This is a genomic window from Bradyrhizobium sp. BR13661 (assembly GCF_029892425.1).
Taxonomy (GTDB): domain Bacteria; phylum Pseudomonadota; class Alphaproteobacteria; order Rhizobiales; family Xanthobacteraceae; genus Bradyrhizobium.
Genome location: NZ_JARXWB010000017.1, coordinates 154,486 through 180,460, shown reverse-complemented (window position 1 = coordinate 180,460; position 25,975 = coordinate 154,486). Strand labels below are relative to the sequence as shown.

Sequence of the window (25,975 nt, the reverse complement as noted above, 5' to 3'; positions counted from 1 at the left end):
TGGAGGGGAGGGTCGAGCGCGCCCACCCCCAGCGGGGTGGGGTGATATATCAACAACGGCACAGTTCGTCGCGGTGGGACCCTGGGCCCCCCCCCCCCCCCCCCCCCCCGGGGGGGGGGGGGGGGCGCCCCCCCCCCCCCCCCCCCCCCCCCCCGGCGGCTTTGAGGGATTGACCATGCGCTTCATCGATTACCTCGACAAAGGCGCTTCGCTCGGCCCAGAAGCGCCGTGCCTGACCATGGATGGACGCGACCTCAGCTACCGCGACGTGCAGCGGCTGAGCTACCGCGTCGCGCGCGGACTCGCAGGATCGGGCGTCGCAGCGGGCGAGAAGGTTGCGATCCTCTCCGGCAATGATCCGGTCGCGTTTGCCTGCGTGTTCGGCATTTCGCGCGCCGGTGCGGTCTGGTGCCCGATCAATCCGCGCAACGAAGCGGCCGAGAACAAATTCATTCTCGACCAGTTCGACTGCGCGGCGCTGCTGTTTCATTCGAGCTTCGCTGCCATGGTGGAGGCGGTCCGGTCCGACCTGCCGAAACTGCGCGTGCTGGTCTGCCTCGATGCCGAATTGCCGTTCGCGCCGTCCTTCCAGACCTGGCTGCGAAACGTTTCGGATGACGACTACCAGCGCGCGCCGGTGGACGATCTCGCGATGATCCCGGGCACCGGCGGAACCACCGGCAAGCCCAAGGGCGTCATGCTGTCCGGCCGCAACATCGAGGCCATGACGGCCCTGACGCTGATGGGCTATCCCTTCAGGGGCCGCCCGGTCTATCTCGCATTGGCGCCGCTGACTCACGCCGCCGGCGTGCTGTGCTTTCCGATCATGACGCTCGGCGGCCGCATCGTGATCATGCATCGCCCCGACATCGCCGAATTCCTCGATCTGATCGCTCGCTACCGCGTCACGCACACCTTTCTGCCGCCGACCGTGATCTACATGCTGCTCGATCATCCCAGGCTCGACTCCGCCAACGTCGAATCGCTGCAATGCTTCTGGTACGGCGCGGCGCCGATCTCGGCCACGCGGCTCGCGGAGGCGCTGCGACGGATCGGACCAATGGCGCAGCTGTTCGGCCAGACTGAAGCGCCGATGATGATTTCGATGATGGCGCCCGACGAGCATTACAATGCCGACGGCACCATCGCGATGGAGCGCCTCGCCTCGGCCGGGCGGATCAGTCCGCTGGTGCAGGCCGGCATCATGGATGGCGACGGCAATTTGCTGCCATCAGGCACGCGCGGCGAGATCGTGGTCCGCGGCTCGCTGGTGATGGAGGGCTATTACAAGAACCCCGAGGCCACGGCGGAAGCCTCCGCGCATGGCTGGCACCACACCGGCGACATCGGCTACATCGATGACGACGGCTACCTCTATATCGTCGATCGCGCCAAGGACATGATCATATCAGGCGGGTTCAACGTCTACTCGATCGAGGTCGAGAACGCGCTGCGGGCGCATGAGGCGGTGCAGGATTGCGCCGTGATCGGCCTTCCGGACGAGAAATGGGGCGAGCGGATCGTCGCCGTGGTGCAGCCCCGCGCCGGCCAAAGCGTCGATGCGGCCGCCTTGGCCACCTTCGTCAAGCAGCGGATCGGCAGCGTCAAGACACCGAAGCAGATCGAAGTCTGGGACGATCTGCCGCGCTCCAAAGTGGGCAAGGTGCTGAAGCCGGACATCCGTGCACGGCTGGCGAATTGCTCGGACGAGTAGCAAGCGTCTGGCGCCGGAAAAATGCGCCGCAGCGCGCTTTGCTACACCCGCGACGGGGCGAGGCGGAATTCGACGACATCCTGCGCCTTCGAGAGATCGCGCGCCATGAGCGCTGTCTCAAACGGGCCATTTGCGCGAAGCACCAAATCGAAATGGAATTGGCGGCTCGCCTCGCGGTATTCGTAGGACCAATCCATGATCTCGAATCCGTAGGCGCCCATGCATTCCATCAGCTCGGCCGAGGTCGGGACCATACCTTGCGGATATACGATCGACAGATGCAGCATCGTCTGATGCGGCAGCCATTTCTCGATCTTGCCCAAGAGGGTCATGGCCATCAACGAAAGTGCCGTGGCGGAAAGTGCTGCGCCATAGAAGCCAATGCCGATAATGATGCCGATGGCCGAAGTCATCCAGATCGAAGCGGCCGTGGACACCCCGCGGATGGTGAATCCGTCCTTGACGATGACGCCTGCGCCGAGGAAGCCGATGCCGGTCATCAGACCCTGGATCACACGGGTAGGATCGGCGGCAGACGGGGTCGTGGCCATGCCGCCATACCAGTGGCTGGGAAAGCCGTTGATCGCCGTAAGCAGGGTGGAGGCAACGCAGACCAACGCGTAAGTGCGCATGCCGGCGGCCCGACCATGATAGGAACGCTCATAACCGAGCAGGAGTCCGACGGCAGCCGCGCCGACAAGATGTAGCAGCAGAATACCATTGGTCACCAATTCGGCATTCGACCAGTAGGCCGCCAACAGCTCCATGCCTCGAAGCGCTCCGCCGCGTGCTCATTGTTCCGATCAACGCATTATGCGCAGCGGGACGCTAAATTCTGCTTACGGTCGTCAGACGCGCGCACTCAGCAACCGATACCTGACCATCAAAGGTATGCTGGTGGCGACTGAGCCCCGACCGCACCATCGGCACCACGGCTTGCGAGCTTCAGCCAATCGAAAGTCGTTTCTTATTATGCGAATCGACCTGCCTCCTCACAGTCGCACGCCGGGTTAACCAAGGTTCCTAACGGCAGTTCCATCTTTGCGGTTTACCTAGTTCTGCCAATGGGACATCGGGAAATGCCAACAGCGGCCTTGTCAGGGAGGTTCGAGTCTCGCGAGAGCGAGGCGATCGATCCCGTTCGGCGCGACTTTGGCTTCCGACGCGATCCAGTTCGCTGGCTCGTGCTTTCCAGCGTCGTCCTGATCCTCGCCATTATCGCCGGGACCGCGATGATGGTCAGCAATTTCCGCGAGCGCGCGCTGGATAACAGCAAACACGAGCTCGAGAACACGGTGCTGCTATTGGCCCAACACTTCGATCAGCAGCTCCAGGATCTGGCAGTCATCGAGGACGACCTCATTGCCGATATGCAAGCCAGAGGGATCGATACCGGCGAGCACTACGTGCGCCGGATGTCCAGCCCAGACATTCACCTCATGCTCAAGACCCGGATCGGCGCGCTGTCCTATGTCGGCAATATCAACCTGTTCGATTCGGATGGAGCGCTGATCAATTCCTCCGGCGCGTGGCCCGTTCCCGCCGTCGGTATTGCCGATAGAAGTTTCTTCAAGACCTTCAAATCGGACCCACATTCACCGCCCGCACTGATCGAATTGGTCCAGAGCCGCATCTCTGGCGCTTGGACAGCTGTCCTCGCCCGCAGGTTGACAAGCAGCAGTGGCGAATTCATGGGGGTCATTGGGAGGGGTATCGAGGTCGCCCGCTTCGAAGACTTCTTCGCTTCTCTGGCGCTCGGAAAAGACGCCGCCATCGTCCTGCTCCATAAAGATGGCACGGTGCTGGCTCACTACCCACGCATCCATTCGATCGTCGGGCAGAACTTTAGATCAGAGCCGATGTTCGGGCCGATACTTGCCGGGCGCAAGGACGCAGCCAGCCAATTCAAGAGTCCGATTACGGGCCAGGACCGGCTCGGGGCCTCTCGTACGCTGAACGGATTTCCGATTGTGGTTATGGCGACGGAATCGGTGTCTGCTGCCTTGGCCGACTGGCGCCAGCAGACGCGCTTCCTGATTGGTGTCGCGGCCCTATTGGCGCTCGTAATCGCAACGGCAAAGTTCCTGATCGTCCGCCAGCTGTTGCAACAGCACAAATTGGAGAAGCGCCGCCTCAACACCGCCGTCAACAACATGAGGCAAGGACTACTGCTGTTCGACTCGTCCCGGCGCCTGGTCGTATGCAACCAACGATATATCGAGATGTTCGGACTCTCCCCCGACGTCGCAAGACCAGGTTGCAGCCTTCGCGAGCTCATCGCTCATCGAAAGGCGACCGGGACGCTGAAGGAGGACATCGACGATCATTGCGCACTTGTTCTGCGCAACGCTGCGCAGAACAAGGTCATTGTGTCGGAAACGACGGATGGACGCTCGATCGAGATTGCCTACCGAACGGTTGCAGGTGGCGGATGGGTCACCACGCTGGAAGACATCACCGAGCGCCGTCGGGCCGAGCACCGCATTGCCCACCTTGCTCATTACGACTCTTTGACCGATTTGCCGAACCGCGTGCTCTTCCACGACCGGCTCGAACAAGAGATCCGCGACATCGCGCACGGCAACCAATTCGCGGTACTCCTGATCGACATTGATAGCTTCAAGGGCGTCAATGACTCGCTCGGGCATGCGGTTGGCGACGAACTCCTCAAAGCGGTCGCTGCGCAGCTGCGAGCAAGCGTGGGCGGGAGCAGTTTCATCGCACGGCTGGGCGGAGACGAGTTTGCTATTGTCCAAACCGTCGTCGGCGATGCCGCGGAAGCCGTAGAGTCCGTAACCCGCATCCAGGCTGCCATACGCAGTCCCCACGACTGTCTGGGTCATCAGATATCGATCGACGCCAGCATCGGCATTGCGATGGCGCCGCAAGACAGCTTCGATCTGGATCAGCTGCTCAAGAATGCCGACCTGGCGATGTATCAGGCCAAGAACGATGGCCGCGGAATCTATCGCTTCTTCGCACCGGAAATGGATAGGCGCGCGAGGGCCCGGCGTCTCATGGAGGTGGAGCTACGCCAGATCAGCACGGAGAGGGGGTTTGCGGAAGGCGGATTTGAGGTTCACTACCAGCCGCTCGTTCGGCTGCGCGACGGTGCGGTCACGGGCTGCGAGGCGCTGCTGCGCTGGCGCCATCCGGATCGCGGCATGATTTCGCCCGTCGACTTCATTCCTGTCGCCGAAGAGACCGGCCTCATCAACCAACTTGGCGAATGGGTTCTGGCCACAGCCTGCGCCGAGGCCACCTTCTGGCCCAGCGGCACGAAGGTTGCCGTCAATGTCTCGCCGGTTCAATTCAGGAATCCAACGTTTCCGCTCAAGGTCGCCGCCGCCCTTGCAGCATCGGGCCTTTCGGCCGGCAGACTTGAGCTTGAAGTCACCGAGGCCGTTCTCATTCATGATGACACCGCCGCCCTTGCCATCCTGCAGCAGCTGCGATCCATCGGGGTACGTATCGCTTTGGACGATTTTGGTACGGGCTATTCCTCGCTGAGTTACCTACAGCGTTTCCCCTTCGACAAGATCAAGATCGACCGCTCATTCGTGAGGGACATGGTCGGATCCGAGGGATCGTCCTCCATCGTGCAGGCGGTGGTTGGCATCGCCGCCGCCCGCAACATCATAACGACGGCGGAAGGCGTCGAAACGGAAGGACAACGGGGTCTCTTGCGTGAACTCGGCTGCACCGAAATGCAAGGCTATCTCTTCAGTGCCGCCAGACCGTCGGCCGATATCCGGAAGCTGCTCGCCAAACCGACCGAGAGCGCAGCTGTCGCCTGAGGTCGATGCGTGCCGGACTGACGGCGCTCTCGGATCGGCTGCCCTACCAAAACGTCATCGCACCAAAATGAAAACGGGCACGCCTTCCTGCGAAGGCATGCCCGCCAAATCTCTCTTCGTGCGACGCGCGCGCCTTAGTGCACGCTCACCGCTTGCAGCTCGTTGCTCCAGGCATTCGCGACAGCGGCTTCGCGGCTGTCGGTCAGCATGATCGGCGTGCCGTCGGCGGCGTGGAGTACGAACAGCTTGAGGCCGGGCGCAATTTTCGGGGCTTCGGGGAACAGGCCGGGCACATCCTCGGAGCGGATCTGCTTCACATAGGCGATGTGGCCTTCGCCGAGATTCGCCAGCGTCTCGGGCGAGGCGTTCCTGGCTTCGTGTTCGAATACAACGTGACCTTCACTCATGGTCTCGACTCCTTCACAGAAACTAAGCGGTCGAGTCCGCTACTCGTTCCATTATTCGTGCTCATTGATAGCGATTGTCTTAACGATCCTCTCCGGTTCTGGCCGGGCCAGGTCGATCGACAACAACCCGTTCTTCAGATCCGCACCCAGCACCAGCATTCCCTCCGCCAGCACGAAGGTGCGCTGGAAGTGGCGCGCGGCGATGCCGCGATGGATGTACTGCCGGGTCTTGTCGTCCTGCTGCCGCCCGCGAATCACGAGCTGGTTTTCCTCAATGGTTACATCGAGTTGGTCGCGGGTGAAGCCGGCGACCGCCAGCGTGATGCGCAAGCGCTCGGGCTGGTTGTCCGCCTGGCCGCACCTCTCGATATTGTAGGGAGGGTAGCCGTCGGCACCTTTGACGACGCGATCGAGCACGCGCTCGATTTCGTCGAAGCCCAGAAGGAACGGACTGGAAAGCGTGGGAACACGAGACATAGTTTACAAAGTCCTCGCGGAAAGCGACTTTGGCATTTCAGGGCCCTTGGCGGCACCCCTTGGTCAGCAATATGGGCATATCCCCGTGTGGGTTCAAGGACGTAGCGGAGGGCTGTGGATTCACTGCTTGAGGCGTTGCCGCGATGGTGAATTTTTCGAACCGATTTATCCCAATGAAAACAGCGTCCCGTCTACTGTGCATGGGGTTGTTTTCGCGATGTGAGGCGGAACAGGTCAGGCCTCGATCCGCGTCCGCCCGTCGCCGCTAAAGAGATGCAGCTTGTTGCGGACCGCCGCGACGCGGATTTTCGCGCCAATCGCCGGAGCCTCGGTTCCGGGGATGCGGACGATGATCTCACCCGGTGGCAGCTCGCCCGGGTTGGCGGCGACGCGCTGTTCGTCCGGTGTGCGCGAGCCGTAGACGAAAGTCTCCGCGCCGACGCGCTCGATGGCTTCGACCGTCAGCGCCAACGCGACGCCGCCCGTCGGCGTCTGGTCGGTGATGACAAAGTCCTCCGGGCGGATGCCGAGGATGCCGGCTTCGCCTGCGGCGCCACCGAGCTGCGACTTGATCTCGTCCGCGCGCGTCGACATCAAATTCATCGGCGGCGCGCCGATGAAGGAAGCGACGAAGGTCGTCGCCGGCTTCTCGTAGATCGCCAGCGGATTGCCAACCTGCTCGACCTGGCCGCCGTTCATCACGACGAGGATGTCGGCGAGCGTCATCGCCTCGAGCTGGTCGTGGGTGACGTAGATCGAGGTGACGTTGAGCCGGCGCTGCAATTTGCGGATCTCGACGCGCATCGAGATGCGCAGTTTTGCATCCAGGTTCGACAGCGGCTCGTCGAACAAAAATACTTTCGGCTGGCGCACGATGGCGCGGCCCATGGCGACGCGCTGACGCTGGCCGCCGGAGAGCTGGCGCGGCTTGCGCTCCAGCATCGACGTGAGCTCAAGCACGCGCGCGGCTTCCTCGACGCGAGACTTGACCTCGGCCTCCTTCATGCCGCGGTTGCGCAGCCCGTAGGCCATGTTGTTGAACACGCTCATATGCGGATAGAGCGCGTAGTTCTGGAACACCATCGCGATGTCGCGATCGGCGGGCTCGATCTGGTTGACGACCTTGCCGCCGATGTCGATCTCGCCGCCGGTGACGGTCTCGAGCCCGGCGACCATGCGGAGCAGCGTCGACTTGCCGCAGCCGGAGGGGCCGACCAGCACGCAGAACTGGCCGTCGCCGACATCGACGTTGACGCCCTTGATGGCCTCGAAGCCGCCGGTATAGGTCTTGCGGACGTTGCGCAGGGTGACGTTGGCCATTTTTGTCTACTTCTCCGTCTCGACCAGGCCGCGCACGAACAATTTCTGCATGGCGACGACCACGAACACCGGCGGCAGCATGGCCAGCACGGCGGTCGCCATCACGACCGGCCATTCGGTCAGCGCGTCGGTGGTGGTGATCATCTTGCGGATGCCGACCTGGATCGTCTGCATGTCGTCGCGCGTGGTGATCAGGAGCGGCCAGAGATATTGATTCCAGCCGAGGATGAAGAGGATCACGAACAGCGCCGCCATGTTGGTGCGCGACAGCGGCAGCAGCGTATCCCAGAAGAAGCGCAAGGGACCGGCGCCGTCGATGCGCGAGGCCTCCAGCAACTCATCCGGCACGGTCATGAAGAACTGGCGGAACAGCAGCGTCGCGGTGGCCGAGGCGATCAGCGGTAGCGCGAGGCCCGCATAGCTGTCGAGCATGTGCAAATCGGCGACGATCTTGTAGGTCGGATAGATGCGCACCTCGACCGGCAGCATCAGGGTGATGAAGATGATCCAGAAGATCGCCATCCGGAACGGAAAGCGGAAATACACGATCGCATAGGCCGAGATGATCGAGATCGCGATCTTGCCGATCGCGATCGCCAGCGCCATCACCAGCGAATTGAGCATCATGTTGCCGACGGGCTCGCGGGTCGAGCCGCTCGTGCCGACGAAGATGGTCTGGTAGTAGACCTCGAAGAAATGGCCGCCGGGCAACAGCGACATCTGGCCGTTGGCGATCAGCGCGTTGTCCTGGGTTGAGGCGACGATGGCGATGTAGACCGGGAATGCGACGATCGCGATCCCGATCCAGAGGATGATGTGAGCGACGTAGCGCCGGAAGCCCTCTTGCTCGACCATCAGTAGGTCACCTTGCGTTCGACGAAGCGGAACTGGATTCCCGTCAGCACGATGACGAGGATCATCAGGATCACCGATTGCGCCGCGGAGCTGCCGAGGTTTCCGCCGAGCAGGCCGTCGGTATAGACCTTGTAGACCAGCGTCACCGTTGAGGTGCCGGGGCCGCCGCGGGTCATGGTGTCGATGATGCCGAACGTGTCGAAGAAGGCGTAGACGATGTTGACGACCAGCAGGAAGAAGATGGTGGGCGACAGCAGCGGGAAGGTCACGGTCCAGAACCTGCGCATCGGGCGCGCGCCGTCGATCGCGGCGGCCTCAAACACGCTCTTTGGAATCGCCTGCAGGCCGGCGAGGAAGAACAGGAAATTGTAGGAGATCTGCTTCCAGGCGGCGGCGAGGATGATCAGCGTCGCGGCCTGGTTGCTGTCGAGCAGCGGATTCCAGTCGATGCCGGCGGCGCGCAGATATCGCGCCAGCACGCCGAGCGAGGGATGCAGCATGAAGATCCAGAGGACGCCGACCACGGGCGGCGCGACCGCATAGGGCCAGATCAGCAGCGTGCGGTAGAGCATCGAGCCGCGCAGCGGCTTGTCCGCCATCACGGCGAGCAGCAGCGCGAAGGACAGCGACGAGACGGCGATCGCAAACGAGAAGCCGAAGGTTCGGACGATCGATTCGAAATAAGCGGGGTCCTTGAACAGCTCGATGTAATTATCGAACCAGACGAAGTTCGAGGAGAGACCGAAGGCGTCCTGCAGCAGGAACGACTGGATCACCGCCTGCAGGGCAGGCCAGTAGAAGAAAATCAGAACCACTGCCAGCTGCGGAGCAACCAGCAAGTACGGCAACAGCTTTGATTGGAAAATCGCTTGCTTTTGCATGATGGGCGGCGCCGGCAGGCCGCGCGGCCTGCCGGCGCCTTCGCCTTATTTCACGGCGGTCTTTTCGAACTGGCGCAGCATGGTGTTGCTGCGCTCGACGGCCGTATCCAGCGCCTGCTTGGCGGTCTTCTTGCCGGCCAGCGCCTGCTCGATCTCTTCCGACCAGACGTCACGCAGCTGAACCATGTTGCCGAGGCGCAGACCGCGCGAGTTCTCGGTCGGCTCCTTGTTGGTCAGCTCGAGCAGCGGGGTCTCGAGATAGGGCTGGTCCTTGTAGAAGCCCTCGGCCTTGGCCTTGTCGTAGGCGGCCTTGGTGATCGGCAGATAGCCCGAGGCCTTGTGGATGTAGACCTGACGATCGGTGTCGGAGAGGAAGGTCAGGAATTTCGCGACGCCCTTGTACTCGTCGGCAGACTTGCCGCCCATGACCCAGAGCGAGGCACCGCCGATGATCGAGTTCTGCGGCGCGCCCTTGACGTCGGGATAGTACGGCATCGGCACGGCGTTGAAGTTGAACTTGGCCTGCGCCTTGACGTTGCCGAAGAAGGCCGACGAGGTCAGGTAGATCGCGCATTCGCCCGAGGTGAAGCGACCTTCGCCCTGGTTGGTGCGGCCGGCGTAGTCGTAGATCTTGTCCTTCTGCAGCTCGACCAGCTTCTCGAGATGCTTGACCTGGAGCGGTCCGTTGAACTCGAGCACGGTGTCGAAGCCGTCGAGGCCGTTGGCCTTGGTCGAGAGCGGCACGTTGTGCCAGGCGGAGAGCTGCTCGAGATTGACCCAGGTGACCCAGGAGCCGGAGAAGCCGCAGGTCGGATGACCGTTGTCGTGGAGCTTCTTGGCGACCTCGAACACGTCGGGCCAGGTCTTCGGGATCTCGGCGTTGACCTTCTTCAGCTCGTCGAGATTGACCCACATGACGGTCGACGACGAGTTGAAGGGGAACGACAGCATCTCGCCCTTCGAGGTCGAGTAGTAGCCGGTGATCGCGGACAGATAGTTCTTCGGATCGAACTTCTCGCCGGCGTCGGCCATCAGCTTGTAGACGGGCTTCACGGCGCCTGTCGCGGCCATCATGGTCGCGGTGCCGACTTCGAACACCTGCATGATGTGCGGCGCGTTGCCGGCGCGGAAGGCCGCGATGCCGGCGTTCATGGTGTCGGGATAGCTGCCCTTATAGGTCGGGACGACCTTGTAATCGCTCTGCGACGCATTGAAGTCGGTGGCGAGCTTGACGATGACGTCGTTGTTCGCGCCCGTCATCGCGTGCCACCACTGGATTTCAGTCACGGCCAGCGCCGGCGAAGCCGTCATGCCGACCGCAACTGCAACAGCCGCAGCCGCCCCAAAGAATCGAAGAGCCATCAAGAACCTCCCTCAGCCGTCAATAAAGAAGCGCTTGCGCTAGCAGCGCCATATGACGTTCACATGACTGTGTAAGCGGCCGAAACGAAAGCAGCAAGCGCCGCCAAAAGGGAAGTCGTTAAATAGGCGAAGGCGCGCTGGGCACCCTCCTACGTTCGCGCTGCACATGCATGCCCGCGCCGCACTGCGGCATTTGCCGCGTGAGGAGGCTGGATCCTAGCGCTTGCGCTCGGGCCCGCAGACCACGCCCGTCGCGACCATCGCGTCGATTTCCGCCTTTGAGTAGCCGAACTCGCCCAGCACCTCCTGGGAGTGCTGGCTGAATTTCGGCGGCAGGCGGCGCAGGCTCGGCTTGCTGCGATCGAGCCGGATCGGCGAGGCCACGCCCTTGTACCAGTCCTTCTCGATGACATCGCCGCGGGCGATGGTGTGCGGATTGGTCAGCGCCTGGTCGATCTTCTGCACGGGGCCTGCGGGCAGGCCTGCCGCGAGCAGGCGATTGCACAGCGGCTCGGCCTCGTGCTGGCTGAACACCGCGGCAAGCTCGGCGCGCAACGCCTCGCGATTGGCGATGCGGTCCTTGTTGCGGGCAAAGCGCGGATCGGTACCGAGCTCGGGCTTGCCGATCTCCTTGGCGAGCTTGCGGAAGGTGCCGTCATTGCCGACGCCGATGAAGATGTTGTCGGTCTTGGTCGGGAAGATCGCGTACGGCACGAGGTTCGGATGCTCGTTGCCGGTGAGGCCCGGCGGCTTGCCATGCATGAAGTAGTTCGCGGTGTGCGGATGCATGATGGCAAGGCCGGTTTCGTACAGCGTCGTCTCCAGGAACTGGCCCTTGCCCGAACGCTGCCGCTCGGAGAGCGCCATCAGGATGCCGATCGCGGCGTAGAGTCCGGTCGTGATGTCGACCAGCGGCACGCCGATCCGCATCGGCCCGCTCTCGACCGAGCCGGTTGCCGCGATCATGCCGGTCATGGCCTGGATGATGGCGTCATAGCCGGGATTGCCGCCGCGCGGACCGTCGGCACCGAAGCCGCAGATCCGGCAATGCACGAGACGCGGAAATTTCTTGCTGAGCACATCGTTGCCGATGCCCCATTTCTCCAGCGTGCCCGGCTTGAAATTCTCGATCAGGACGTCGGCCGACTCCAGCATCTTCAGCAGCACGACACGTCCGCCCTCGGAGGCGAGGTCGAGGCCGATCGAGCGCTTGTTGCGGTTGATGCCGATGAAATAGGCCGCGTCGTCGTCGTGGAAGGGAGGGCCCCAGTCGCGCACTTCGTCGCCTGCCGGCGGCTCGACCTTGATGACGTCGGCGCCATGGTCGGCGAGGATCTGGGTGCAGTAGGGACCGCCGAGCACGCGCGTGAGATCGATGACGCGCAGCCCGCTCATTGCGCCCAAAACGGCTTCAGTCATGCCTTCGCTTCCCTGTGTCGAACTTTGATCACAGGCCTAGCGAGGTTCGCGCGCCCCAGCAATGGCTTGCTGCGTAGGGCCGCATGCGCCTCCGCAGCACAATCCCGCCGCATGGCAAATCGACGGGAAGCGGCCGGCCCGAGGGGGATCCCGGGCCAGCCAATTCGCCGTTCGATCAGACGACCGTCAGGCGAACATCGACATTGCCGCGCGTCGCGTTGGAATACGGGCACACTTGATGTGCCTTCTCGACCAGCGCCTCGGCGTCCGCACGGGCAAGGCCCGGCAGCGAGACGGCCAGATCGATGTCGAGGCCGAAGCCGCCGGCCGAGCGCGGGCCGATGCCGACGGTCGAGGTCACCGAGGCGTCGGCCGGAACCTTCGGGCCGCCCTGCGAGGACACGAACTTCATCGCACCGATGAAGCAGGCGGCATAGCCGGCAGCAAACAGCTGCTCCGGATTGTTGCCGGCGCCGCCGCCACCGCCGAGCTCCTTCGGCGTGGTGAGCTTGACGTCGAGCGCGCCATCGAGGGTTGCAGCATGGCCGTCGCGGCCACCGGTGGCTTTTGCGCTGGTCTTGTAGAGAACGTTCACGGACATTTTCGTCTCCTCGGGGTCTTCGGTTTGGGGCGACACCTGTATCGCAAACAATTAGATTGTGCGCAATTGAAATTTCGATGCCTCACATTTAATTGTTCGCAATTGAATGCGTCGCTCCCTGGCCCCAGAATGGGAGGAAGTCCCGTGAGATTCTCTATGGCCCGAAAGCTATCGACTCTCGATCCGCAGCGCCTCGACAACCAGATCTGCTTCGCAGTCTATTCGGCCGCGCATGCCTTCAACCGCGTCTACAAGCCGCTGCTCGACCGGCTCGGGCTGACCTATCCGCAATATCTGGTGATGCTGGTGCTGTGGGAGCGCGATGATGTGCCGGTGAAGGACATCGGCGAGAAGCTGTTCCTCGATTCAGGCACGCTGACACCATTGCTGAAGCGGCTCGAAGCCGCGCATCTCGTCAAGCGGACGCGAAGCAGCGAGGACGAGCGCCAGGTGCTGATCGCGCTGACGCCGCAGGGCCACGCGCTGAAGGAGAAAGCTCGCAGCGTGCCGCAGTCGATCCTGGCGGCGTCGGATTGCTCGGTGGCCGAGCTGGTCGCAATGAAGGACGAGATCGTCGCGTTAAGGGATAGGTTGAATGCGGTGATTGGGGAGTAGGGGGCGCTAGAGGCGCTTCTTGGTGAAGGCGCGGCCGGACGCTGACTTCAAGTACTTCTCAAATGCGAAGGCCTGCCTTTCGTCGCTAAACGCAATGTAAGTCTTGAGCCGCCATGGCCCGCAGATCGTCGGTGATCCCAACATAGAAGTGCAGGGAATCTAGGCTCTCGAGGATGTAGACGTACTTCACGGCACACTCCCCAGTTGTCGAGGAGGAGCTTACCTTTGTTTTCGATCTGCTGAAGCTCGGCTTCGCCCTTAGGGCTACGCCGCGGCAGCCTTCGCTCACTTCGCTACGAGGGACTTCCCCAGGCTTGCCGAGCCGTAGCTCGCGAAGCGAGCGAAGGCTGGTGGAGCCAGGCGGGATCGAACCGCCGACCTCTTGCATGCCATGCAAGCGCTCTCCCAGCTGAGCTATGGCCCCTTAACTAGGGATGATCCTGGGGGATCACTCCCGACCGGCGAGCCTTCCGACTCGCGCGGTGCACCCTTTTTCACAGATCAGGACTGATCTCAAGTCTCTTCATCACCTCCGACATCACCAATGATGTCGGTCACGTCCTCATCGCCCTCTTCTTCGTCGGGAATGAAGGTCGAATCATCGTCATCGTCGTCGTCGAGGGTCTCGTCGACCTCGATATCGTCCTCGGATTCGGGGACGACGGCCTTGACCTTGCCGGTGTTCTCCTCGGCATCGGCCTCCTCGAGCGAGACCTCTTCGACCTCGGCCGGCTCCGGCGTGGTGTCCGCGGCAGCCGCGTGACGGGCTTCGGCGCCGCGAGGCACGCGGGCCGGTGCGATCGGTGCGATCGGCACAACCTCGCCGGTATAGGGCGAGATCACCGGATTCTTGTTGAGGTCGTAGAACTTCTTGCCCGTGGTCGGGCAAATACGTTTGGTTCCGAGTTCGGACTTGGCCACGGCAGAGGAATCCTGGGATGTCTGAAAAGCGGTGTTTCACTTGGCTAGTTGGCGGCCCGCTGTCAATAGCGCATTACGAGAGAAAGACATGCTCGTGACGGCGGGGAGACCTTGTGGTACCTGCCCGCAGCCTGATCGGGCCTATCCAAGGACACAATCTTGACCCATTCCGACAAGCCGACACCGTTGAAGTCGCGCTCGAGCGGTCCCCTGACCGGAAAAGTACGGGTGCCCGGGGACAAGTCGATCTCCCACCGCGCCCTGATCCTAGGCGCGCTCGCGGTCGGCGAGACCCGGATTACGGGCCTTCTCGAAGGCGAGGACGTCCTCAACACCGCCAGATCCATGCAGGCCCTCGGCGCCAGGGTCGAACGCACCGGCGATTTCGCCTGGAAGGTCCAGGGCGTGGGCGTCGGCGGCTTTGCCCAGCCCAAGGCGGCGCTGGATTTCGGCAATTCCGGTACCGGCTGCCGGCTGGTCATGGGCGCCGTCGCCGGCTGCCCGATCTCGGCGGTGTTCGACGGCGATGCGTCGCTGCGCAGCCGCCCGATGCGCCGGATCCTCGATCCACTGGAAAAAATGGGCGCCAAGGTCGTGTCCGGCGGCGAGGGTGGCCGCCTGCCGCTGACCGTCCAGGGCGCGCGCGATCCGCTGCCGATCACCTACAAGACCCCGGTCGCTTCGGCCCAGATCAAATCGGCGGTGCTGCTGGCGGGTCTGGCCGCGCCGGGTACCACGACCGTGATCGAGAGCGAGGCCAGCCGCGACCACACCGAGCTGATGCTGAAGCATTTTGGCGCCGACATCACCTCGGTCGCCGAGGGCGCTCACGGCCGCCGCATCACGCTGGTCGGCCAGCCCGAGCTGCATGGTGCGACTGTCATCGTACCCGCCGATCCGTCCTCCGCGGCCTTTCCGGTCGTCGCAGCACTGATCGTCGAAGGCTCCGATGTCGTTCTGTCTGACGTCATGACCAATCCGCTGCGCACCGGCCTGTTCACGACGCTGCGTGAAATGGGCGCCTCCATCGAGGAAAGCGAAGTGCGCGGCGACGCCGGCGAGCCGATGGCGCAGCTGCGCGTCCGTGCCTCGAAATTGCGTGGCGTCGAGGTGCCGCCGGAGCGCGCGCCGTCGATGATCGATGAATATCTGGTGCTGGCGGTGGCGGCGTCCTTCGCCGAGGGCACGACCATCATGCGCGGTCTGCAAGAGCTGCGCGTGAAGGAATCCGATCGGCTCGAGGCCACCGCCGCGATGCTTCGCGTCAATGGCGTGAAGGTCACGGTGTCTGGCGACGACCTGATCGTCGAGGGCCGCGGCCACGTCCCCGGCGGCGGCACGGTCGCCACCCACATGGACCACCGCATCGCGATGTCCGCGCTGGTGATGGGCTGCGCCTCCGACCAGCCGGTGACGGTCGACGACACCGCCTTCATCGCCACCAGTTTCCCGGACTTCATTCCGATGATGCGGTCGCTGGGGGCCGATTTTTCATGATCATCGCCATCGATGGACCCGCGGCTTCGGGCAAGGGCACGCTCGGCAAGCGTCTCGCTCACCATTACGGCTATCGTCACCTCGATACCGGCGTGATCTATCGTGCGGTCGCCTACGCCCTGATGGAATCCGGCCATGACCTCCGCGATGAGGCCGCGGCCGTGCAAGCCGCGCTGGAACTCGATCCCGAAAAGTTCGGCAATCCCGCTCTGAAGACCCAGGCCGCCGGCGAGGGCGCCTCGATCGTTTCCGCGATTCCCCGGGTTCGCGAGGTCCTGCTTAATTTCCAGCGGCAATTCGCCGCCGATCCTCCAGGCGCGGTGCTGGACGGACGTGACATTGGAACCGTGATCTGCCCCGATGCCGACGTGAAGATCTTCGTCGTGGCAGACCCCAGGGTCCGGGCCCGCCGCCGCACCATGGAGGCGCGGGCGCGGGGCGAGCAGGCGGATGAGGCGGCGGTGCTCGCCGACATCATCCAGCGCGACGAACGGGACAAGAACAGGCCGATTGCGCCGCTAAAACCGGCCGCTGATGCTTACTTGCTAGATAACTCCCAACTGGATATAGAAGGCGGCGTCCGGGCCGCCATCGACATTATCGAGGCTGTCCGAGCGGGCCGGTCGCGGGGTTAAGCCGCAGCCGTCATTGGAGGAAGCGCCCGCTCCCGCTCTTTGAGGTCGGTACTCTCGGTCCCTGTTTGGGGGTCGACGCGATCCAGGCTCCGGACATAAAGATTTCCACGTATCGAACGCGCGGGCCTCTGCCGGCCCGCTTCCGCTGTTTTGGCCTCACGCCGAAGCAACGAGCGGTCGCTCGAAGGTCTTGCGGACTTTCCGACACTGCGCGCGCGACACGCCCATGAACCCAACGGCCGGCAATATTTCCGCAACTGGAGAACAAATGGCTTCGACTTCCGCTGATTCCTATAGCCCGTCGCGCGACGATTTCGCCGCGATGCTCGACGAGTCCTTCGCAGGTGGCAACCTGCAGGAGAGCTCGGTCGTCAAGGGCAAGGTGGTTGCAATTGAAAAGGACATGGCCGTCATCGACGTCGGCCTGAAGACCGAAGGCCGCGTTGCGCTGCGCGAATTTTCCGGCCCCGGCCGTGACAGCGAGATCAAGATTGGCGACGAGGTGGAAGTGTTCCTCGATCGCATCGAAAACGCCCTCGGCGAAGCCGTGCTGTCGCGCGACAAGGCGCGCCGCGAAGAGAGCTGGGGCAAGCTGGAGAAGGCGTTCCAGAACAACGAGAAGGTCACGGGCGTCATCTTCAACCAGGTCAAGGGCGGCTTCACCGTCGACCTCGACGGAGCCGTTGCCTTCCTGCCGCGTTCGCAGGTCGACATCCGTCCGATCCGCGACGTTGCACCGCTGATGAACAACGCGCAGCCGTTCCAGATCCTCAAGATGGACCGCCGCCGCGGCAACATCGTCGTCTCCCGCCGCACGGTTCTCGAAGAGACCCGCGCCGAGCAGCGTCAGGAGCTGGTGCAGAACCTCGAAGAGGGTCAGGTCATCGACGGCGTGGTCAAGAACATCACCGATTACGGTGCGTTCGTTGATCTCGGCGGCATCGACGGCCTGCTGCACGTCACCGACATCGCGTGGCGCCGCGTCAACCATCCGACCGAGGTGCTCTCGATCGGCCAGACCGTGAAGGTCAAGATCATCAAGATCAACCACGAGACGCACCGCATCTCGCTGGGCATGAAGCAGCTGCTGGACGATCCGTGGCAGGGCATCGAAGCCAAGTACCCGCTGGGTGCCCGCTTCACCGGCCGCGTCACCAACATCACCGACTACGGTGCGTTCGTCGAGCTCGAGCCGGGCATCGAAGGCCTGATCCACGTTTCCGAGATGTCGTGGACCAAGAAGAACATGCACCCCGGCAAGATCGTGTCGACCTCGCAGGAAGTCGACGTGCAGGTGCTGGAAGTCGATTCCGTCAAGCGCCGTATCTCGCTCGGCCTCAAGCAGACCATGCGCAACCCGTGGGAGGTCTTCGTCGAAGGTCACCCGACCGGTTCGACGGTCGAGGGCGAAGTCAAGAACAAGACCGAGTTCGGTCTGTTCCTGGGCCTCGAAGGCGACGTCGACGGCATGGTCCATCTGTCCGACCTCGACTGGAAGCTTCCGGGCGAGCAGGTGATCGACAACTACAAGAAGGGCGACGTGGTGAAGGCCGTGGTGCTCGATGTGGACGTCGAGAAGGAGCGTATCTCGCTCGGCATCAAGCAGCTCGAAGGCGACCCCTTCGCCGAGCCGGGCGACGTCAAGAAGGGCGCGGTCGTGACCTGCGAAGTGCTCGAAGTGAAGGAAAGCGGCATCGAGGTGAAGATCACCGGGACCGACTTCTCGACCTTCATCAAGCGCTCGGAGCTCGCGCGTGACCGCAACGACCAGCGTGCCGAACGCTTCGCCGTCGGCGAGAAGGTCGATGCCCGCGTGATCCAGTTCGACAAGAAGGCCCGCAAGGTCCAGGTGTCGATCAAGGCGCTCGAAGTCGCCGAAGAGAAGGAAGCCATCGCGCAGTACGGCTCCTCGGATTCGGGTGCGACGCTCGGCGACATCCTGGGCACCGCGCTCAAGAACCGCGACAGCAAGTAAGCGAAACGCAGGTTTTGCTGACATCAAAGCCCCGGCGCGAGCCGGGGCTTTTTTGTTGCCGCATTCTCCACTGTCGTCCCGGACAAGCGCAGCGAAGCGGAGCGCAGATCCGGGATCCATAGCCCCAGGGAGAGGTTTGACGAAGACTCGGAGTTGGCAGCTCGCGCGACGACGTCTCCTTGGGGTTATGGATCCCCGCCTTCGCGGGGATGACGACTGAGTTTGTGGCGACTTGCTCGCCCCTCACCAGCCTTGTTTTCTTCAAATTGCGCCGCAATTGATGTATCCAGACAAGCTGATGGTCACGTCGTGACGGCACAACGCCAGCGGCCTTTCATTTGGAGATATCTCGATGTCGCTCGATTCGGACATCATCGTCGATCGCCGCAGGATCCGCCGCAAGCTGACGTTCTGGCGCGTGATGGCCGCGCTGATCGCGATCGCAGCGATCGCGGGCTTTGCGCTGATCGCGACGCCCGGCGCACGCGGCACGTTTGCCTCCGCCGGCTCAATCGCACGTGTGCAGATCGAAGGCCTGATCCGTAGCGATTCCGACCGCACGCGCGCGCTGGAGCGGCTGGAGAATTCGCAGACCGCCGCCGTGATCGTTCACATCAACTCGCCCGGCGGCACCACCGCCGGCTCCGAGCAGCTCTATGATTCCTTGACGCGTCTGAAGGCGAAGAAACCGCTGGTCGTCGTGGTCGAGGGCCTTGCGGCATCCGGCGGCTACATCACCGCGATCGCCAGCGATCACATCATCGCCCAGCAGAGCTCGCTGGTCGGCTCGATCGGCGTACTGTTCCAGTTTCCCAATTTCACCGAGCTCTTGAAGACCATCGGCGTCAAGGTCGAGGAGGTAAAGTCCACGCCGTTGAAGGCTGCGCCCAACGGGTTTGAGCCGACCAGCCCGGAAGCCCGCGCCGCGCTGGATGCGCTGGTGAAGGATTCCTACGCCTGGTTCAAGGATCTGGTGAAGCAGCGCCGTGGCATGGATGACACGCAGCTCGAAAAAGTCGTCGATGGTCGTGTCTTCACCGGCCGGCAGGCGATCGACCTCAAGCTGATCGATCAGCTCGGCGACGAGAAGACTGCAGTGACCTGGCTGGAGGAGCAGAAGGGCGTCAAGAAGGGCCTTTCCGTGCGCGATTACAAGCTCGAGCCTCGCTTCAGCGATCTGACGTTCCTCAAAACGGCAGCCTCAGTGACGCTGGAAGCGCTTGGATTCGGCGCGATTGCGCATCAGATCGAGCAGTCAGGCGTGGCACAGGCGGTCGATCGCGCCGGGTTGGATGGAATGCTGGCCTTGTGGCAGCCGGCTGCGTCGAATTGACCGGGAACTAGCGGGAATCACGCGAGCCCGAGACCTTTTTCCCGTCTGGCGGGTAGCTCCCCAGCCCGCTTTTTCGGCATTTGTCACGTATTTTCACGACGCTCAACCTTGATTTAGCGTCTTGACAGATCACGGTATTTTCACGGAAATGGTCATCCGCACGCTTCCGGGTCCTATCTCTCGATGATCAAATCCGAACTTGTTCAGCGTATCGCCGAGCACAACCCGCATCTGTACCAGCGGGATGTCGAGAACATTGTGAATGCGATTCTCGAAGAGATCGTAGCAGCACTCGCGCGCGGTGACCGCGTCGAACTGCGTGGTTTCGGTGCCTTCTCGGTCAAGCATCGCCCCGCGCGCGCCGGCCGCAATCCGCGCACCGGCGCTCATGTCCCCGTCGATCAGAAGAGCGTTCCGTTCTTCAAGACCGGCAAGGAAATGCGCGAGCGGCTCAACCGCGATCATCCGGATCCTGGCGCGCCGGACTAAGGTTATTGTCGTCCGGGCGTAGCCGAACGGCCGTTTGATGCGGCGGCAAGCTTGATTCAAGGCGAGCGTCACGCGATGCGAAAGTTTCTGATCTGGCTGTTCTGGATTCCGCTGGGCGTGTTGCTGGTGATCTTCGCCGCCGCCAATCGGCATGACGTCACCGTCTCCTTCGATCCTTTCATGGCGAGGGATCCGGTGTTGTCGCGCGACGTGCCGCTGTTCCTGCTGCTGATCCTGGTGGCAGCCTTGGGCGTCATCGTCGGCGGGTGCGCCGTCTGGTTTGGCCAGCGGCACTGGCGGCGCGCCGCGCGCCGGCATGAGGCGGATGCGCGGGCCGCCCAGGTCGAGTTGGCCGGCCTGCGGGCCCAGGCGGCTGCAGCCAAGCCCGAGGCCCAGCGCCTCCCCGTTCCCTCCGGGATGGGGCTTTACGGGCCCATCGGGCGAGACAAGCAGCGCGCGACGTTGTAGAAGCGGCCCCGACCTGAAAACCCGTTTCCAGGCTGCCACTTGCGGCCTCCATCCGCTTTGAGACCATGTCCCTGCTCGTCAAAATCTGCGGCCTGTCCACGCGCGAGACGCTTCAAACGGCGCTCGACGCGGGCGCCGACATGGTGGGATTCGTGTTCTTTCCTCCCTCGCCGCGGCACGTCTCGCTGGAGACGGGGCGCGATCTCGGCCGGCAGGTGAAAGGGCGCGCGCTCAAAGTGGCGCTCACGGTCGATGCCGACGATGCCACGCTCGACAACATCATGGATGCGCTGTCGCCCGATATCTTCCAGCTTCACGGCCAGGAGAGCGTCGCGCGCTTACGCGACATCAAGCAGAAGTTCGGCCGCCCGGTCATGAAGGTTGTGTCGGTCGCGACCGCTGATGATCTTGCCGTGCTGCCCGGCTACGCCGCAGTCGCCGACCGCATCCTGTTCGATGCGCGTGCGCCAAAGGATGCGACCCGGCCCGGCGGCCTCGGCGCACCCTTTGATTGGCATCTGCTGCAAAACCTGGAGCTCGATCTGCCGTATATGGTTTCGGGCGGCCTCCACACTCAAAACCTCGCCGAGGCCGTTCGTATCACCCGTGCAGGCGGCGTTGACGTGTCTTCCGGTGTCGAGAGCGCTCCCGGCGTGAAGGACCCGGAGCTGATCAAGGCCTTCATTCGCGCCGCGCGCGCCACCCAAGAGTTGAGCGTACGATGAACATCGCCAAACCAAACTCCTATCGCAGCGGCCCCGACGAGCGCGGCCATTTCGGCATTTTTGGCGGACGCTTCGTCGCCGAAACCTTGATGCCGCTGATCCTCGATCTGGAGAAGGCCTACACCGCGGCCAAGGCCGATCCGGCTTTCCAGGCCGAGATGAACGGCTATCTCAAGACCTATGTCGGCCGGCCCTCGCCGCTCTATTTCGCCGAGCGGCTCACCGAGCATCTCGGCGGCGCCAAGATCTACCTCAAGCGCGAAGAGCTCAACCACACCGGCTCGCACAAGGTGAACAATGTGCTCGGGCAGATCATGCTGGCGCGGCGCATGGGCAAGAAGCGCATCATCGCCGAGACTGGCGCCGGCCAGCACGGCGTCGCCACCGCGACGCTGTGTGCGCGCTTCGGGCTCGAATGCGTCGTCTACATGGGCGCGGTCGATGTCGAGCGGCAGCAACCCAATGTGCTCCGCATGGAGCTGCTGGGTGCAACGGTGGTCCCGGTGCAGTCGGGCACGCGGACGCTGAAGGACGCGATGAACGAGGCGCTGCGCGATTGGGTCACCAATGTGCACAACACCTTCTACTGCATCGGCACGGTGGCGGGCCCACATCCCTATCCGACGCTGGTGCGCGACTTCCAGTCGATCATCGGTATTGAGACCAAGGCACAGATGCAGGAGGTCGAGGGACGCCTGCCGGATTCGCTGGTCGCCTGCATCGGCGGCGGCTCGAACGCGATGGGCCTGTTCCATCCCTTCCTCGACGATCCCACGGTCGAGATCTTCGGCGTCGAGGCGGCGGGCCACGGCCTGACGCAGCTCCACGCGGCCTCGATCGCCGGCGGCCGTCCGGGCGTGCTGCACGGCAACCGCACCTATCTCCTGATGAACGAGGACGGCCAGATCCAGGATGCGCATTCGATCTCGGCCGGCCTCGACTATCCCGGCATCGGCCCCGAGCATTCCTGGCTGCACGAAGTCGGCCGCGTGACCTATCTGTCGGCGACCGACGACGAGGCGCTGGCGGCATTGCAGTTGCTGACGCGGCTCGAAGGCATCATCCCCGCGCTCGAGCCCGCGCACGCCATCGCCAAGGTGATGGAGCTCGCGCCGAAGCGGCCGAGGGATCATTTGATGGTCATCAATCTCTCCGGCCGCGGCGACAAGGACGTCCCGCAAGTCGGCGAAATCCTGAAGGGCAAGAGCAAGTGACCACGCGTATCGATACTCGTTTCGCTGAGCTCAAGAAGCAGGGCCGCGCGGCCTTCGTTACCTATGTGATGGCCGGCGATCCCGATCCGGCGACGTCGCTCGAGATCGTCAAGGCGCTCTCGAAATCAGGTTCCGACGTCATTGAGCTCGGCATTCCCTTCACCGATCCGATGGCGGATGGTCCGTCGATCCAGGCGGCGGGTCTGCGCGCGCTCAAGGTCGGCATGACCTTGAAGAAGACGCTTGAGCTGGTGCGCGACTTCCGCAAGGACGACAATGCCACGCCGCTGGTGCTGATGGGCTACTACAATCCGATCTACATTTACGGCGTCGACAGGTTCTTGGCCGATGCCAAGTCATCAGGCGTCGACGGCCTGATCATCGTCGATCTGCCGCCGGAGGAGGACGACGAGCTCTGCATTCCCGCGCTGAAGGCGGGACTGAACTTCATTCGCCTCGCGACCCCGACCACCGACGACAAGCGCCTGCCTGCGGTGCTCGCGAACACGTCAGGCTTTGTCTATTACGTCTCCATCGCCGGCATCACCGGTGCTGCGGCAGCCGACGCGAATGTCGTCGGTGACGCCGTCGCGCGCATCAAGCGGCATACCGGCTTGCCGATCTGCGTCGGCTTTGGCATCCGCACGCCGGAGGCGGCGCGCGCCATTGCCGAGAAGGCCGATGGTTCGGTGGTCGGCACCGCGCTGGTCGATGCGCTCAAGAACAGCCTCGACTCCGAAGGTCGGGCGACCGCCAAAACCGTTAACGCGGTGGCCGAGCTGACCGCCGCCCTGGCCCAGGGCGTTAGGGCTGCGAAACAGGCGGCCGAATAGGCCATAATTCCGCTTATTGGGCGGGCGACAGGGCGGCTTGCCGGGCAGAGGCCCGGCCGCCATATAGTCTTTCAGGCGATCCCTTGGGGGCTCGTACATCGGAGCAAACCATGAACTGGCTTACCAATGTGGTCCGGCCGAAGATCCGCAACATGCTGCGGCGGGAGACGCCGGAGAATCTCTGGATCAAGTGCCCGGATTCCGGGCAGCTCGTGTTCTACAAGGACGTCGAGGCCAACCAGTTCGTCATCCCCGGCTCGAACTACCACATGCGCATGGGCGCGGTGGCGCGGCTGAAGTCGATCTTCGACAACGAGACCTGGTTCGACGTGGCCTTGCCCGACGTCACGCCCGATCCGCTGAAGTTTCGCGACGAGAAGAAGTATGTCGATCGCATCAAGGATGCCCGCGCGCGAACTAACCTCAACGATGCGATCAAGGTCGGCTACGGCAAGCTCGAAGGCGCCGGCGTCGTCGTCGCCGTGCAGGATTTCGATTTCATGGGCGGCTCGCTCGGCATGGCCGCAGGCGAAGCCATCGTGCGCGGGCTCGAGCTTGCGGTCGAGAAGAAGTCGCCGTTCATCGTGTTTGCGGCATCCGGCGGCGCGCGCATGCAGGAAGGCATCCTGTCGCTGATGCAGATGCCGCGCACCACGGTTGCCGTGCAGATGCTGCGCGAGGCCAAGCAGCCCTACATCGTCGTGCTGACCAACCCGACCACCGGAGGCGTCACCGCATCCTATGCGATGCTCGGCGACGTGCAGATCGCCGAGCCCGGCGCGCTGATCGGCTTTGCCGGCGCGCGCGTGATCGAGCAGACCATCCGCGAAAAGCTCCCCGAGGGTTTCCAGCGCGCCGAATACCTGAAAGAGCACGGCATGGTCGACATGGTCGTGCATCGCCATGAGCTGCGTCCGACCCTGGCGCGGCTGTGCCGCCTGCTGACCAAGGCGCCGGCGCTTGATGGTACCTCGAAATCGGTCCAGCCGGTGACGACACCGGCGCAGATCGTATCGGCCCCCGAGACGGCGCCGGCTGCGCCCCACGCGTGAACGCATCCTCTGACAGCGCAAAGCCGTCGCTCGATCAATTGATCGGGCGGCTGTCGGCCCTGCACCAGAAGCGCATCGATCTCGGGCTCGAGCGGATGCACCGCCTGCTCGAGCGGCTCGGCCATCCCGAACGCAAGCTGCCGCCGGTGATCCACGTCGCCGGCACCAACGGCAAGGGCTCGACGGTCGCATACTTGCGCGCCACGCTGGAGGCCGCAGGCCTGCGCGTCCACGCCTACACCTCGCCCTATCTCGTCCGCATCAACGAATGCTTTCGCATCGGTCGCGTCGGTGGCGGGGTTCTGGTCAGCGACGACGAATTGCGCGCGGCTCTGGAAGAGGTCGAGCGCGTCAATGCCGGCGAGCCTGCGACGGTGTTCGAGCTGAAGACCGCGGCCGCGTTCCTGCTGTTCGCGCAAAATCCTGCCGATGCCGTGCTGCTCGAAGTCGGCCTCGGCGGCCGGCTCGATTCGACCAACGTGGTCGATACGCCCGCGGCCTGCGTGATCACGCCCGTCAGCATGGACCACATGGATTTCCTTGGGCCCACGCTGACTTCGATCGCCGGCGAGAAGGCCGCAATCATCAAGCGCGGCGTGCCCGTGATTTGCGCCGAGCAGACGCCTGAGGCGATGGCGGTGATCGAGGCGCAGGCCAGGCGCATGCATGCGCCGCTGTTCGCGGCCAACGAGAGCTGGCACGTCAATGTCGAGCATGGCCGCCTGGTCTATTCCGACGAGCGCGGCCTGATGGATCTCGCTGCGCCGCGCCTGTTCGGCCGTCACCAGTTCGATAACGCGGGCCTTGCGATTGCGACGCTGCGCGCGATCCCGACGTTCAAGGTCAACCAGACAGCGTTCGAGGCTGGCATCGTCGGTGCCGAATGGCCGGCACGGATGCAGCGTCTCACCGCGGGTGAGTTGCTCGCCTGGGGACCGCAAGGCTCGGAGATCTGGCTGGACGGCGGGCACAATGCCGAAGGCGGCCGCGTCACCGCTGCTGCGCTTGGCGATCTCGAGGAGCGGGTGTCGCGGCCACTGGTGGTGATCGTCGGCATGATGGCCAACAAGGACGCGCAGGCGTTCCTCGCCAATTTCGCCGGCCTGACCCGTCACATCATCGCAGTGCCTATCCCGGATACCGAGAACGCGATGCCGGTCGACCGTCTCGCCGATGCCGTCCGCAGGCTTGGCATGCGCGTCGAAATCGCCGCAGGCGTCGAGGCCGCGCTGCGCTCCCTGTCGAAGCTCGCCTACGAAGTGCCGCCGCGCATCCTGATCACGGGCTCGCTCTATCTCGCCGGCCAGGTGCTTGGCCTCAACGGCACGCCTCCTGCATAGTTCTCGTGTCCCGGACGCGGCGCGGCATGAAATGACGCGATGCAG

At 63.4% G+C, this 25,975-nt stretch carries 24 protein-coding genes, 1 tRNA gene and 1 pseudogene; 14 read left to right on the top strand and 12 right to left on the bottom strand.

What is annotated here, in order from left to right; translation table 11 throughout:
- Window positions 1-175: 175 nt before the first annotated feature.
- Window positions 176-1,714 carry a long-chain fatty acid--CoA ligase gene (locus M2427_RS26280; protein WP_280709727.1) on the top strand — a complete coding sequence of 513 codons (1,539 nt, stop codon included), beginning with the start codon at window positions 176-178 and terminating at the stop codon, window positions 1,712-1,714.
- A 41-nt stretch (window positions 1,715-1,755) separates the two neighbouring features.
- Here the strand turns inward: M2427_RS26280 and M2427_RS26275 are convergent, their stop codons facing one another.
- The gene (locus tag M2427_RS26275) at window positions 1,756-2,481 is read right to left on the bottom strand and encodes an MgtC/SapB family protein (protein WP_280709726.1); all 726 of its coding nucleotides are present in this window, start codon (window positions 2,479-2,481) and stop codon (window positions 1,756-1,758) included.
- A 312-nt stretch (window positions 2,482-2,793) separates the two neighbouring features.
- Here M2427_RS26275 and M2427_RS26270 point away from each other — a divergent pair, with 312 nt between their 5' ends.
- Window positions 2,794-5,511, top strand: a complete 2,718-nt coding sequence (locus M2427_RS26270) for an EAL domain-containing protein (RefSeq protein WP_280709724.1) — start codon at window positions 2,794-2,796, stop codon at window positions 5,509-5,511.
- Window positions 5,512-5,645: 134 nt separating this feature from the next.
- On the opposite strand, the gene M2427_RS26265 is transcribed toward M2427_RS26270, so the two are convergent.
- From M2427_RS26265 to M2427_RS26230, 8 genes are all read right to left on the bottom strand, one after another.
- The gene (locus M2427_RS26265; protein ID WP_280709722.1) at window positions 5,646-5,918 is read right to left on the bottom strand and encodes a DUF1150 domain-containing protein; all 273 of its coding nucleotides are present in this window, start codon (window positions 5,916-5,918) and stop codon (window positions 5,646-5,648) included.
- 51 nt (window positions 5,919-5,969) lie between these two features.
- Window positions 5,970-6,395 carry an Hsp20 family protein gene (locus M2427_RS26260; protein ID WP_212328128.1) on the bottom strand — a complete coding sequence of 142 codons (426 nt, stop codon included), beginning with the start codon at window positions 6,393-6,395 and terminating at the stop codon, window positions 5,970-5,972.
- A 234-nt stretch (window positions 6,396-6,629) separates the two neighbouring features.
- Window positions 6,630-7,715 (bottom strand): sn-glycerol-3-phosphate import ATP-binding protein UgpC, encoded by a 1,086-nt coding sequence (locus M2427_RS26255; RefSeq protein ID WP_280709721.1) that lies wholly within the window; start codon window positions 7,713-7,715, stop codon window positions 6,630-6,632.
- Window positions 7,716-7,721: 6 nt separating this feature from the next.
- Window positions 7,722-8,570 carry a sn-glycerol-3-phosphate ABC transporter permease UgpE gene (ugpE, locus tag M2427_RS26250; protein WP_280709720.1) on the bottom strand — a complete coding sequence of 283 codons (849 nt, stop codon included), beginning with the start codon at window positions 8,568-8,570 and terminating at the stop codon, window positions 7,722-7,724.
- A complete protein-coding gene (gene ugpA / locus M2427_RS26245; protein WP_280709718.1) occupies window positions 8,570-9,451 on the bottom strand; it encodes a sn-glycerol-3-phosphate ABC transporter permease UgpA in 882 nt (293 codons plus the stop codon). Before ugpA ends, ugpE begins: the two co-directional genes overlap by 1 nt.
- Window positions 9,452-9,496: 45 nt before the next feature.
- The gene (gene ugpB, locus M2427_RS26240) at window positions 9,497-10,813 is read right to left on the bottom strand and encodes a sn-glycerol-3-phosphate ABC transporter substrate-binding protein UgpB (RefSeq protein WP_280709717.1); all 1,317 of its coding nucleotides are present in this window, start codon (window positions 10,811-10,813) and stop codon (window positions 9,497-9,499) included.
- A 216-nt stretch (window positions 10,814-11,029) separates the two neighbouring features.
- Window positions 11,030-12,232, bottom strand: a complete 1,203-nt coding sequence (locus M2427_RS26235) for a CaiB/BaiF CoA-transferase family protein (protein ID WP_280709715.1) — start codon at window positions 12,230-12,232, stop codon at window positions 11,030-11,032.
- 175 nt (window positions 12,233-12,407) lie between these two features.
- Window positions 12,408-12,833 carry an organic hydroperoxide resistance protein gene (locus M2427_RS26230; protein ID WP_280709713.1) on the bottom strand — a complete coding sequence of 142 codons (426 nt, stop codon included), beginning with the start codon at window positions 12,831-12,833 and terminating at the stop codon, window positions 12,408-12,410.
- Window positions 12,834-12,989: 156 nt separating this feature from the next.
- On the opposite strand from M2427_RS26230, the gene M2427_RS26225 reads away from it, so the two are divergent.
- Window positions 12,990-13,448 (top strand): MarR family transcriptional regulator, encoded by a 459-nt coding sequence (locus M2427_RS26225; protein ID WP_280709711.1) that lies wholly within the window; start codon window positions 12,990-12,992, stop codon window positions 13,446-13,448.
- Window positions 13,449-13,454: 6 nt separating this feature from the next.
- On the opposite strand, the pseudogene M2427_RS26220 reads toward M2427_RS26225, so the two are convergent.
- The 3 genes and pseudogenes from M2427_RS26220 to M2427_RS26210 all read right to left on the bottom strand — a co-directional run bounded on the left by M2427_RS26220 (window position 13,455) and on the right by M2427_RS26210 (window position 14,369).
- A pseudogene (locus tag M2427_RS26220) lies at window positions 13,455-13,638 on the bottom strand (GIY-YIG nuclease family protein).
- Window positions 13,639-13,796: 158 nt separating this feature from the next.
- Window positions 13,797-13,872, bottom strand: a tRNA-Ala gene (locus tag M2427_RS26215).
- Window positions 13,873-13,961: 89 nt separating this feature from the next.
- On the bottom strand, window positions 13,962-14,369 hold the full coding sequence (locus M2427_RS26210) for a TIGR02300 family protein (protein WP_280709710.1): 408 nt from the start codon (window positions 14,367-14,369) through the stop codon (window positions 13,962-13,964).
- 159 nt (window positions 14,370-14,528) lie between these two features.
- Between M2427_RS26210 and aroA the strand changes: the two genes are divergently transcribed.
- The 11 genes from aroA (at window position 14,529) to M2427_RS26155 (ending at window position 25,930) form a co-directional block, all read left to right on the top strand.
- Window positions 14,529-15,866 (top strand): 3-phosphoshikimate 1-carboxyvinyltransferase, encoded by a 1,338-nt coding sequence (aroA, locus tag M2427_RS26205; protein WP_280709709.1) that lies wholly within the window; start codon window positions 14,529-14,531, stop codon window positions 15,864-15,866.
- Entirely contained in the window at window positions 15,863-16,501 is a 639-nt protein-coding gene (gene cmk, locus M2427_RS26200) for a (d)CMP kinase (protein ID WP_280709707.1), read from the top strand. The genes aroA and cmk overlap by 4 nt, the downstream gene beginning before the upstream one ends.
- A 268-nt stretch (window positions 16,502-16,769) precedes the next feature.
- Window positions 16,770-18,476, top strand: coding sequence for a 30S ribosomal protein S1 (gene rpsA, locus M2427_RS26195; protein WP_280709706.1), 1,707 nt, complete (start codon window positions 16,770-16,772; stop codon window positions 18,474-18,476).
- A gap of 352 nt (window positions 18,477-18,828) precedes the next feature.
- Window positions 18,829-19,809, top strand: a complete 981-nt coding sequence (sppA, locus tag M2427_RS26190) for a signal peptide peptidase SppA (protein ID WP_280709705.1) — start codon at window positions 18,829-18,831, stop codon at window positions 19,807-19,809.
- Between the two features lie 183 nt (window positions 19,810-19,992).
- Window positions 19,993-20,298: an integration host factor subunit beta gene (locus M2427_RS26185; RefSeq protein ID WP_007598410.1), complete on the top strand. Its 306-nt coding sequence runs from the start codon at window positions 19,993-19,995 to the stop codon at window positions 20,296-20,298.
- Window positions 20,299-20,373: 75 nt separating this feature from the next.
- Window positions 20,374-20,766, top strand: a complete 393-nt coding sequence (locus tag M2427_RS26180) for a lipopolysaccharide assembly protein LapA domain-containing protein (RefSeq protein WP_280709704.1) — start codon at window positions 20,374-20,376, stop codon at window positions 20,764-20,766.
- Between the two features lie 65 nt (window positions 20,767-20,831).
- Complete coding sequence (locus tag M2427_RS26175; protein WP_280709703.1) at window positions 20,832-21,491, top strand: phosphoribosylanthranilate isomerase; 660 nt, start codon at window positions 20,832-20,834, stop codon at window positions 21,489-21,491.
- On the top strand, window positions 21,488-22,705 hold the full coding sequence (gene trpB / locus M2427_RS26170; protein WP_280709702.1) for a tryptophan synthase subunit beta: 1,218 nt from the start codon (window positions 21,488-21,490) through the stop codon (window positions 22,703-22,705). Before M2427_RS26175 ends, trpB begins: the two co-directional genes overlap by 4 nt.
- Entirely contained in the window at window positions 22,702-23,538 is an 837-nt protein-coding gene (gene trpA, locus M2427_RS26165) for a tryptophan synthase subunit alpha (protein ID WP_280709701.1), read from the top strand. The genes trpB and trpA overlap by 4 nt, the downstream gene beginning before the upstream one ends.
- 110 nt (window positions 23,539-23,648) lie before the next feature.
- Entirely contained in the window at window positions 23,649-24,590 is a 942-nt protein-coding gene (gene accD / locus M2427_RS26160) for an acetyl-CoA carboxylase, carboxyltransferase subunit beta (RefSeq protein WP_280709700.1), read from the top strand.
- A complete protein-coding gene (locus tag M2427_RS26155; protein ID WP_280709699.1) occupies window positions 24,587-25,930 on the top strand; it encodes a folylpolyglutamate synthase/dihydrofolate synthase family protein in 1,344 nt (447 codons plus the stop codon). The genes accD and M2427_RS26155 overlap by 4 nt, the downstream gene beginning before the upstream one ends.
- Window positions 25,931-25,975 lie beyond the last annotated feature (45 nt).